Origin of the sequence: Mesorhizobium sp. M7A.F.Ca.CA.003.01.2.1 (genome assembly GCF_003998945.1) — a bacterium.
Taxonomy (GTDB): Bacteria; Pseudomonadota; Alphaproteobacteria; order Rhizobiales; family Rhizobiaceae; genus Mesorhizobium; species Mesorhizobium ciceri.
This window is the reverse complement of sequence record NZ_RZRA01000051.1, coordinates 1-11,535: the sequence shown is the minus strand read 5'-3', so window position 1 is coordinate 11,535 and position 11,535 is coordinate 1. Positions and strand designations below refer to the sequence as shown.

Annotated in this window: 3 protein-coding genes and 1 pseudogene; all 4 read right to left on the bottom strand. The window is 64.0% G+C overall.

Features of this window, described 5'->3' with window-relative positions:
- Positions 1–991 (bottom strand): ABC transporter transmembrane domain-containing protein (locus EN969_RS04220; protein ID WP_245467409.1); only part of this gene is annotated, 991 nt, incomplete at its 3' end.
- 512 nt (positions 992–1,503) lie between these two features.
- The gene (locus EN969_RS04215) at positions 1,504–10,086 is read right to left on the bottom strand and encodes a glucoamylase family protein (protein ID WP_063167745.1); all 8,583 of its coding nucleotides are present in this window, start codon (positions 10,084–10,086) and stop codon (positions 1,504–1,506) included.
- A 266-nt stretch (positions 10,087–10,352) separates the two neighbouring features.
- On the bottom strand, positions 10,353–10,940 hold the full coding sequence (locus EN969_RS04210) for a HutD family protein (protein WP_013532299.1): 588 nt from the start codon (positions 10,938–10,940) through the stop codon (positions 10,353–10,355).
- Between the two features lie 85 nt (positions 10,941–11,025).
- A pseudogene (locus EN969_RS04205) lies at positions 11,026–11,535 on the bottom strand (urocanate hydratase); the annotation flags it as partial.

Genomic DNA, 11,535 nt, shown 5'->3' with positions numbered 1-11,535 from the left:
CGTTGGAAAGATCGCGCAAGCCGTCCGGCTCGGCGGAATCAGCCGCGGAGTCCTCGAGATGGTAGAAATCCTCGAGCTTGGCACGGGCCTCGGAAATCTGGTTGGCGAAAGCCGACATCTGGTCGAGGCGAGCGATCAGCATCGTGGCAAAACCGGTGAAGGCAATGACGTCGCCGACACCCAACTGACCATGAGTCACGAGATAGGAGCCGATCGACAACACGATCAGCATCGAGATTGCCGATGACAGACGGTGCAAGGCATTGGCCAGCGCCCACCAGTCGAGCACAGGGTTCTGCGCGTCGAGCAGGTTCTTGACGTAGCGGCGCAGCGTATCGGCCTCGTGGCCGAGGCGATTGTAGCTCTGCAGCACCGCAACGTTGCTGACCGAGTCGGTCACATGCGCGAACACCTTGTGGTAGTGGCGCTCGACCGCAGCCTGGCCCGCCTTGGTGCGGCGCATGACCATCCGGCCGATGCCGACATAGAGCAGCCCGAGGCCAAGCAGCACCAGCGACATGCGCAGGTCCATGCTGATCGCGGTCGGAACCAGCAGTACGAGGGCGACAGCCGTGGACAGATGCTGGCGCATGAATTCGAGCCAAAGGCTGAACAGGGTTTCGACGGCACGCAGCATCGTGTGCAGCGCATTGGAGGTGCCGTGCTGATGGTGCCAGGCGAGCGGCATGGTGATCACGCGCTCGAACGACTCGCAAAGCACTTCGCTGCGCCGCGCGTGGGCAAAGCGGTCAGCGCCGCGCGCCACCATGACGAAGGCAACGATGTTGAAGGCGCCGAGACCGGCCCACATGACCAGGGTGGTGAAGACAGAGCCACGCTCGGAGATGGCGCCGATGACGCGACCGAACATAATCGGCTCGAGAAGCGCTACGATGGCGAGAGCCACGTTGGCCGAACAGATCAACGCAACGCGTTTCCTGTCCGCGGCCAGATAACCGAGAGCTCGCCAGTAGATTTGCAGAAGGGTCACCCCAGTTACTCCGCCACGCTGTTTATTGTGCACTGCATCATTTTATTCGTACCGGTTGATACGTCGCAAAACAATGGCCGTGTACCCCTTCAGTTCCCTTAGAGCGAACAAAAGATGGCGACGTTCCGAAATCTGCCGTGATCACCTAACGGTTTGAGAAGACAGGTAAAATGTCAGGCATGCGGCGAAATCATGGCAGTTGGCACGTGCTGCCATAATTTTAATCAGCAACAATGTCGGGCGGATGACTGAGGCCGAAATCGCCTTTCGCGAAGTATAAAGCAAAACAAAGCTGCAGGATGCCCTTCCAGGCGAAGGGTGGCCAAACCCTCACCGCTCGCGGCTACTCCTATGGGACGCCTCAAGCCTTTGATTTCATAGACTTCTCGGCGGGATGCCCGTCAACGGCAGACGGCAACGCCAGGCGGGATGGGGCCTCTCATCCCGCCTGGCGTGACAAAAGTCGCGGTCGGGGCCTCAGCCCCGAGCGCATGCTTTTTGGGCAACAGGCCTCAGGCCGGAATCCTGACGACAACCTCGGCAACTTCGCCGTCCTTCAGCTCGACTGCCGAAGCCTTGGTCTTTGCCCCATTCACCTCCAGCGACACGGCCTTGGCCTTATTGTCGCGGATGACACGAACCTTGAGTTCCGCCCCCAGCATTTTGAGATTTGCCGAGTACCCATCCCAGTGGCTTGGCAGCTTCGGCTTGAACTGGACACGCTTGCCGCGCCGTTCGATGCCCAGAATGCCTTCGACCGCAGCCCTGTAGAGCCAGCCGGCAGAGCCGGTGTACCAGGTCCAGCCGCCACGGCCGCCCTTGCCGTTGCCGGCATTGTCGTCCCCGGCATAGATGTCGGCCGCCACGACATAGGGCTCGACTCGATAGTGCTCGGCCGTGGCCTCGTCGGTCGCGTGGTTGACGGGATTCAGCATCGAGAAACAACGATAAGCCTCGTCGACCTGCCCCATCTCGGCAAGCGCGATGACGAACCATGTGGCGGCGTGGGTGTACTGGCCGCCATTCTCGCGCACGCCAGGCGGATAGCTCTTGATGTAACCGGGGTCCTTTTCCGTCTTCGAGAATGGCGGCGTGAACAGCTTGACGATCTTCAGCTTGTCGTCGACGAGCAGCTTCGTTGCTTGCTCCATGGCGGTGGTCGACCGTGCCGGGTCGCCCTCTCCCGAAAGCACGCTCCAGGACTGGGCGATCGAGTCGATCTTGCACTCCTGCGAGTTGCGAGACCCCAAAGGCGTGCCGTCGTCGAAACTGCCGCGCCGGTACCATTCGCCGTCCCATGCGGTGCTCTCAAGCGCCCGCTTCAGAACATCGGCATGCTTTGCCCAGGCCTGTGCTCGCTTGGCATCACCCTCGGTCTTGGCGACGGGCGCGAAATCGCCCAGCGTCTTCAGCAGGAACCAGCCGAGCCAGACGCTCTCGCCCTTGCCGTGCTCGCCGACGCGGTTCATGCCGTCGTTCCAGTCGCCGCCGAGGATCAGCGGCAGGCCCGCGGGGCTGCTGCGCTTGATGGCGAGATCGAGCGCACGCGCGCAATGGTCGTAGAGCGTCGCTGTCTTCTTCGAGATTTCCGGGGTGAAGAAGGCATCGTGCTCGCCCTCGCCCAGCGGCTGTCCATCGATGAAGGCCAATTGCTCCTTGAGGATGGAGGCATCGCCGGTGACCAGCAAATAGCGCGCCGTAGCGTGGGCAAGCCAGACCACGTCGTCGGAGATCAACGTGCGTACGCCAGCACCCGTGCGCGGCAGCCACCAGTGCTGCACGTCGCCTTCGGGGAACTGCCGCCGCGCCGCGTTGAGGATCTGGTCGCGCGCCAGCTGCGGGTCATGTGCCAGCAGCGCCAGCGTATCCTGCAACTGGTCGCGGAAGCCGAAGGCGCCGCTGGCCTGATAAAAGGCCGAGCGGGCGCGGATGCGGCAGGCCAGGCTTTGATAGGGAAGCCAGTGGTTGACCATGGCGTCGAGCGCCTTGTCGGGCGTCTCGACCTGGATGGTGTCGAGGAAGCCGCGCCATTCGCGCTCATTGTCGGCCAATCGCTGGTCGAAGTCCTTGGCCCGATGCTCCTGCACCAGCGCGCTCGCCTCCTCGACCGACTCGGCGTCGCCGAGCAGCCAGAGCAGCGTCACGTCGCCGCCTGCCGGGATCTCGACGTCGCGGGCAATCGCCGCGCACGGATCGTCGCCGGCCTCGACACGGCCAGACAGCGCCGCACCGCTCAGCACCGCCTGCGGTAGCTCGCTGGAGCCATGCCGGCCCAGGAACTCCGATCGGTCTGTCGTCACCGAATGGACGCCGCCGTCGGCCGCCAGGAACGCAACCCGCTCGCCGAAATCCAGCCCGTAGGGGTTTTGTGCGAGCAGCGCCCCACTGGCGGCATCCCGCGACGGGACGATGGTTGCCGCAGTGCGCGACCGATGCCCGCCGAGCACCCATTCGGCATAGGCATAGACACGCAGCCGCGCCGGCACCGAGCCGGAATTCTGGATGCGCAGCCGCGAGATTTTCAGGGAATCGACCGGATCGACGACATGGGTAAGGTCCATCGACAACGGTCCGCGCTTCGAGCGGAAGGTCGAGAAACCCTGGCCGTGCCAGGCCTCGTAGGTCATCGAGGGATCGCGCACCATGGCGGCGAGCGGCGAGAATGCCTTGCCGCTGGCCTGATCGTAGATATAGAGGCCCTCGCCCGGGCGGTTCGAGACCGGATCATTCGACCACGGCGTCAATTGGTAGTCGCGGCTGTTTCGGCTCCAGGTGAAGGCTGCGCCCTCGGCGGAGGTGTGGAACCCGAACGAGGCGTTGGAGACGACGTTGATCCACGGCTGCGGCGTCGTGCGCCGCCCGGCCAGGCGCACGACATAGTGCCGTCCGTCGCCGTCGAAACCGCCAAAGCCGTTCCATTGGCTGAGTCCGCTGCCATCGGCGCTGACATTGGCCACCGCCTGCGAGGCAGGAGTATGCGTCGTGGGTGTCGGCGACGGCAATTCACGCGGAATCGGCAACGTTGCCAGAGCATCCCGCGCCTGCAGGGCCGCCGCCTCGGCGCGCTCGATCTGGTCGAAGATGGTGCCGTTGCGCGTGTGCAGGACGACGCGGGCGACGGCGAGCAGCGTCTTGTAGGTGGTCTCGTCCATAAGATCGCGGCGCACCGCGAAAATGTGCTGGCGCGGCCCGAGCTCCTTGCCGCGCAGACGGCTGTTTTCGCACAGCGTCTCGACCGCCCGCTGCAGGTCCTGGACATAGGAGGACGCCTGCTCGTTGACGACGACGAAGTCGATCATCATGCCGCGGGTGCGCATATATTCCTGGAACCGCAGCGCCTGGGCGACGATTTCGAGATCGGCGACATCGCCGATCCTGACCAGGAAGATCGGGAAATCGCCGGAAATGCTTGTCGGCCACAGGCTCGACTGCTTGCCCAGCCCCGAGGCGATGGATTCGGCGGGAAGACGCAGGAACGGATCCGGATAGATCAGATAGCGCGCCAGCTTCTGCACATTGGCGGCATCGGTCAGGCTGAGGCCCATATGGCGGGTCTGCACCTGGCTGCGGGTCCAGGCAAGCATGGCCTGGCGGGCAAAGCTCTCCGGATGGTCGAGGCGGGCGATGGCTTCGTCCAGTTCGGCACGGCCGGCGCCGACAACCGTCCAGAAGGTCAGCGATATCTTCTTGTTGGCCGGCACGCGCACCTGGCGGCGCAGCGAGGCGACGGGATCGAGCGTAAAGCCTGAGTGGCCGCCCAGCCTGGCGCCCGGGTCGAAAGCGGCTGCGTCGACGATGGTGCGGCCACGGCCGATGAAGGCGCGCCTGTCGGTCTCGGCCTCGGCGTCGCGCGCCGATCCGGACGGATCGGTGACGAAATGCACCATGGCGATATCGGGCTCGCTGGTCTCGCGCTTGCGCCGCGTGGCGAAGATCGCCGCGTTGTTCGCAGAGATTTCGGTTTCCACGAACATCTTCGAGAAGGCCGGATGCGCGTTGTCGGACGCCTCCAGGCCGAGCACCAGCTCGGCAAAGGAGGTCACTTCGATGTGACGGTCGGACGGACCGTCATTGTAGAGCGTGACCCGACGGCCCTCGCCATTGCCTTCCGAGATGACGATGCATTCGACCTCGGAGCGCAAGGTGCCCACCGATTTGACGAAGCTCGCCTTGTCGTCGGAGAACAAGGTCTGCGCCTTTTCCTCGGCGGCTCGCTTCGGTTCGGCTGTAGCCGACCACCAGTCGCCGGTGCCGGCGTCACGCAGGAAGATGTAGGAGCCGAGCCGGTCCTCGGTCGGATCCGGCTGCCAGCGGGTGACGGAGAGATCGCCCCAGCGGCTGTAGCCCGAGCCGGTCGCGCTGACCATCACCGAATAGCGGCCGTTCGACATGACGTTGGTCGACCGCAGCGACTGCAGCGGATTGAGCACGATGCGGGTGTCGGGGCTGTCGACTTCGGTCTCGTCCTTGGAGCGTTCGTCGGCCTCGGTCCTGACGGTCGCTGTCGGGATGTCGCGCGGCGCCCTCTCCTGCAGCAAGAGTTCGGCCGATTCGATGACCGGATCGCTGTGGAAGCGGTCGCGCATGCGACCTTCGAAGATGGCGTCGGCAACCGCCGCGATCGACATGCCCGAATGGTGGGCCATATAATTCTGGACGACGACATGGTCCGTGCCTTCCGGCACGCGCTGTGGCGTGAAGTCGACGGCATCGTAGTAGCCGTGGCGGCCGAGCGCCCCGATCTCCCGCAATCGGGCGAGATTCAGCACGGCTTCACGCGGATTGAACTGGGCCGCCAGTATGGTGGCGTAAGGCGCGATCACCGTGTTCTGGCCAAGACCGCGCTTCAGCCCGAGGCCTGGAACGCCGAAATTGGTATATTGATAGGTCAGTTCGCGGTCGCGGGCATTGTAGGCGGCCTCCGAAATGCCCCACGGCACGTTCTTCTGGCGGCCATACTGGATCTGGCGCTTGATGATCAGCTTGCTGGTCTGGTTGAGGATCGAGCCCTGCGGCTCCTTCATGACCAGCGGCGGCATCAGATATTCGAACATCGAGCCGGACCAGGACATCAGCGCGCCCTGGAAACCGATTTCGACGATCGGCCGGCCAAGCCTGAACCAGTGCTCGGTCGGCAGATCGCCCTTGGCGATGGCGAACAGGCTGGTCAGCCGTGCTTCGGAAGCCAGAAGGTCGTAGCAGCTTTCGTCGAGCTGGTGTTCCTCGACCCGGTAGCCGATCGACAGCAGCTTGCGCTCCGGCCGCATCAGGAAGGAGAAATCCATCTCGAAGGCATAGCGGCGGGTGCGCTCGCGTAAGGTGAGCAGCTTGGCACGCAGCGCCTCGACGGCATTGTCGTCGCTGTGCGCGTCATGGACGTGCGCTTCGCAGGTGGCTTCCAGCCTTGCCGCCCAGTCGACGATGACGTCGCTTTGGGGCGACACCGCCTCGGTATGGATGGCGGTGGCCAATTTGCGGATCTCGCCGGCCAGCACGGCCAGGTTGATGGTGCGGATCGACGCCATTTCGGGCTGCGCCTTGATGGTGTCGACAGCGCGCCGCATGCCGTCGAGACGGTCGGCGAGGCGCTGGCGCAGCGGGCGCAACTGACGGCGGTCGTCGGGCAGATCATCGAGGCTTTCGCTGAGGATGGTGACCGTGTCGAGAATGCCTTCGAAATCGCCCTGGAGGTGCACGGAGGGCGCCTCGGCCCATTCGGCGCAGGCCGCCGCCACCGCCACCAGATGGCCGGCGAGATTGCCGCTGTCGACAGCCGAGATGTAGAGCGGATAGAGCGGCTTCAGTGTCGTGGTGTCGTACCAGTTGAAGAGGTGACCGCGCTCACGCGGCATGCCCTCGATCGTGGCCATGGTGGCGTCGATGCGGGTGATGGCGTCGGACAGGCTGATCCATCCGAAGTCGCGGGCGGAAACGACGGACAGCAGGTAGACGCCGATATTGGTCGGCGAAGTACGAGGCGCCACCACCGGTGCCGGGCTTTCCTGGAAATTGTCGGGCGGCAGATGGTGATGCTCTGCCGTCACGAAGCTTTCGAAATAATGCCATGTGCGCCGCGCCACCGTGCGCAACGTATGGATATCGGCCTGCGATATGCGCAAGCGATCCTCGGTTTCAGCCGAACGGCTGATCCAGCTGGCGATGGCGGGCGAGCCAATCCAGAACAGCGCGAAGAAGAAGGCAACGAAGGCGCCGGTCGAATCGGCCAGCACCGGAATGGCAAGGCCGACGAAGCCGATGATCACGGCGCCATACATCATGCCGTAATAGGAACCGACATCGTTGTCGCCCGCCTTGTGCGCCTGCGAGGCGGTGCGCCATTCCAAAAGGTTCTGGCGGCTGACGAACAACCGATAGAGCGTGCGCACGATGGCATCGCCCATCATCCAGGCGTTGTGCGCCATCAGGACGATCTTCAGCGCCACCATGGCGGTGCCGAAGGCGACGTCGCGTGCCAGGGCCGAGAAATGGCCGCGTGGCGTCTGGTCGCCGCTCTTGGGCAGGATGGCGTTGACGATGTCGAATGTCGGCGCCATGAACAGGCTGAGGATCAGCAGGGCCTGCCATTGCGCGGCCTGCGTGAAGGGCAGCAGCGTCCAGCCGGCAATCGCCGCCATCACCCAGAAGATCGGCGTCAGCGAGCGGCGCAGATTGTCGATCATCTTCCAGCGCGACAGCGCCGGCACGCCGGAGCGCGGATCGAGCATGAAGCCGAGCAACTGCCAGTCGCCGCGTGCCCAGCGATGGTGGCGCGAGGCGTCGACCGAGTAGCGGGTCGGATAGTCCTCGACCAGTTCGACGTCGGTGACCAGCGCCGAGCGCGCCAGCGCGCCTTCCAGCAGATCGTGGCTGAGGATGGTGTTTTCCTCGATGCGGCCCTGCAGGGCGGCCTCGAAGGCGTCGACGTGATAGAGGCCCTTGCCGGTGAAGGACCCGTCGCCGAAAACGTCCTGATAGAGATCTGACACGGCAAAGACATAAGGGTCGAGGCCGCGATTGGCCGAGAACACCCGCTGGAAGAACGACGCATCATCGCCTGATGTCAGCGACGCGGTGATGCGCGGCTGCAGGATCGCGTAGCCGGCGGTGACGACGCGCTTGCTGGCATCGAAATGCGGCCGGTTGAGCGGGTGGCAGAGCTTGCCTACGAGGGTGGCGACCGCGTCACGGGTGGTGCGCGTGTCGGCATCGAGCGTCATCACGTGGACGACGTTCTCCGGCAGCGGCACGTCGAGCGGCAGGAACGTGGTGTCGCTGTCGCCGCGCAGCAGAAGGTCGAGTTCATGCAGCTTGCCGCGCTTGCGCTCCCAGCCCATCCACGACCCTTGCGCCGCATTGAAGAGCCGGCGCCGGTGCAGGATATAGAAGCGCGGCGCGCCTTCGGAGGGATAGCGTGCGTTGAGACGAGCGATCTCGGCACGCGCGAATTCGAGGATTTCGGTGTCGGCAGCATCGATCTCGGTCTTCGAGTCCGGCCAGTCCGACAGCAGCGCGAAATGGATTTCATCGGCCGTGTTGGCGAGATGATGCACCTCGATATTGCGGATGTTTTCCTCGACATCGTCGCGCGAGCCGATCAGCGACGGAACCACCACCAGCGTGCGCGCCTCGGGCGGCACGCCGTGCCGGTAATCGTAGCCGACGAGGCGCGTCGGTTTCAGGAACAGCGAAACGACCGTGTTGAAGAAGGCGAGCGCGCCCTCGCTGGCCGGCACGGCAAAAAGCGCCAGCATGAGGACGATCGAGGGCACCGACAGGCCGAGATTGGCAAGCGCGTTGCCTGAGAGGACGAGAAGCAGCGCCGTCAGCGCAAACACCGGTACGACGATGCCGAGCCAGCCGGTCTTGCGGAAGGCACGCTTGACTGTCTGGCTGATGGTGGGTCGATAGCCGATCGCCTTCTCCAGCTCGAGCCGGCGTGGGCCGACGAGAAAGAAGCCGACATCGGTGTGGGCGGACCCGGTTAAAACGACGTCGCCGTCGCCATCGCTGGCGGCGTGGCCGGCCAGCTCGATGGCCTTCTCGGCGACGCGATATTCCGAAAGGTTCGAGCGGCGCGCCAATTCCTCGATCGCGGTCCGGTACTGGTCGCGCGAGAAGAAGTCGAGCGCGGCGAAATCGGTACGCTCGCGCAGCACGGTGTCGATGCGGCTGACGCCTTCGAACCACACGGTCCAATCGACGTCGTTGATGAGGCGCAGGCCACGAATGATGTTGCCCGTCGTCACATTGCCGCTGGACAACGTGTGATGTTCGGAAATGATGATTTCCTCGGCATCGGAGCCGGTCTTTTCGAGCTCGCCTTCCAGCCATTCCAGAGCCTTGCCGGCATTCTGCGAGCCATCGCGCAGGCGATAGAGCAGCTGGGTGGCGAAGGTGGTGTCCTGTGCGTGTGCGCTGAAATTGGACAGGATCGACTGCCGGTCGGCGCTGTCGTCGGTGGCCAGGACCTTGTCTGCCACATCGTTGGCGATCTGACGCATCTGACGGGTTCGATTGACCCTGACCGCCAGCCGGCGCAGATTTTCGATCAGCACGAAGCGCAACAGCGAAGGCAGCGCCCAGAGTTCGCCGATCTTCAGCGGCTCGACCGACTGAAAACCCTGGACGATGGACTTGAACATCGTCGCCGAAACGGAACTGTCCGAATGTGCGACATAGGTCCAGGCCAGCGCCAGCGCGCGCGGCACGCTGCCGCCGTCAGGCAGTTTCAAGGTCGGCAGCTGGCGATAGAAGCGGCGCGGCAGGTCGCGCTTGACCTGGAAAATGGTCTCTTCGACCAGGTAATTGTTGTCGAGCAGCCATTGTGCCGCCGGCGTGATCGTCTCGCCCCTCGCCTGCGCCGCATTGGTCGACCGGTAGACTTCCAAAATCTTCTTGGCGCTGTCGCGGATACGGGCCTGAAAATCGAAGGGCGTCAGCCCGAACAGATCTGTGAGGTCGCCTTTCGCCAGGCTTTCACCGAGCAGCCGAAGGCGCTCTTCGGGCAGGTAATTGGAGCGGATCGGCTCTTCGGTGATGGCCGGGAAGCTCGCGCTTGTCTTCTCGATTTGGGCAGGATTCGTCTGAATATTCATTGAAAATTCCGTAAGCGGGCACTGAGCGGCGTCACCGCCACGGCAATGGCCCTAAAACCGGTTCAAATGCAATTGGTTGCATAAACCCCACTTGCCGAAAGTTTGTTTCCGCACCACGACAGGGCGTCGTCTCTCAGCAAAACTCAAAGACAAGCACCCCACTTCCCGCCAGCCAGATCGGCGGAGAGGATTCAGGCTTTTTCGTGATGCCGCCAGCAGCTTACGCTATATTTCGCCGGTACCGCGATCATGTTTGGAAACAAGCGTTAATCGTTGCCGGCGATGGCGCGGATCCGGATCACGTACAGCGTTGCCTCATGGGCGGGTTGGACAAGCAGGCCGGTGCTGACCGGCCCGGACAGCAGCGTGTCGAGCGGCCCGAGGCGAACCGGTTCAGCGGCGGGCACACTGATGTCGCCGTCCAAGCACAGGATGAGCGTTGTGCCGGCTTCAGTCCGGATTTCCACGGGGGCCGAAATCACCAGGCGTTCGACCGAATGCGTCATCCGGCTACGGCGGGTCATGACATTGAGATCGGTGATCGGTCCGCCGATCAGCGCGGCCGAGGTCTGCACGTCGGCCGGGAAAGAAAACAGGGCGGTCGTCCTGTTTATAGATCTCGGCGGGTAGCCGGCAATCTCGAGGACGATGCCCTCGCCTTCGAGCACGGCAAGGGTGCGATCGATGCCGGCGAATTGCGAGAACGGACCGCTCGATTCGACACGCGCCATCGACACGCGCCAGTCGAAATCGTTTAGCCCGGCACCGGGCGGCGAGACGGCGATTTCCGTCGTCACGCCGCCGCCGTTCTTCCACGGCATCGACCGGTATTCGGCTGCCCGCAGGATGCGCATGCCTAGCCCTCCGCTATGGCTACGGGCGTTCGAAACTCGAAAAGCCGATTCCGCGGCTTTTCGCCTGCCTGCGGCCGGACGTTTCTCACCCGAGAATGCCGGGCAGGTTGAGCTGGTGCTCCTTGGCGCATTCGACGGCGATTTCGTAGCCGGCATCGGCGTGGCGCATGACACCGGTCGCCGGGTCGTTCCACAACACCCGCTCCAGGCGCCTGGCGGCTTCGCGCGTGCCGTCGGCGACGATGACCATGCCGGCGTGCTGCGAGAAACCCATGCCGACGCCGCCGCCATGGTGCAGCGACACCCAGGTGGCGCCGGACGCCGTGTTGAGCAATGCGTTGAGCAGCGGCCAGTCGGATACCGCGTCCGATCCGTCCTTCATCGATTCCGTTTCGCGGTTCGGCGAGGCGACCGAGCCGGAATCGAGGTGATCGCGACCGATGACGACAGGCGCCTTCAACTCACCCTTGGCCACCATTTCATTGAAGGCGAGGCCGAGCCGATGCCGGTCGCCAAGGCCGACCCAGCAGATGCGCGCCGGCAGGCCCTGGAAGGCGATGCGCTCGCGTGCCATGTCGAGCCAGTTGTGCAGATG

What these genes read in the sequence shown, in the direction of transcription:
- EN969_RS04215 (WP_063167745.1), bottom strand. Translation starts at nt 10,086, where the DNA reads ATGAATATTCAGACGAATCCTGCCCAAATCGAGAAGACAAGCGCGAGC.
- EN969_RS04210 (WP_013532299.1), bottom strand. Translation starts at nt 10,940, where the DNA reads ATGCGCATCCTGCGGGCAGCCGAATACCGGTCGATGCCGTGGAAGAAC.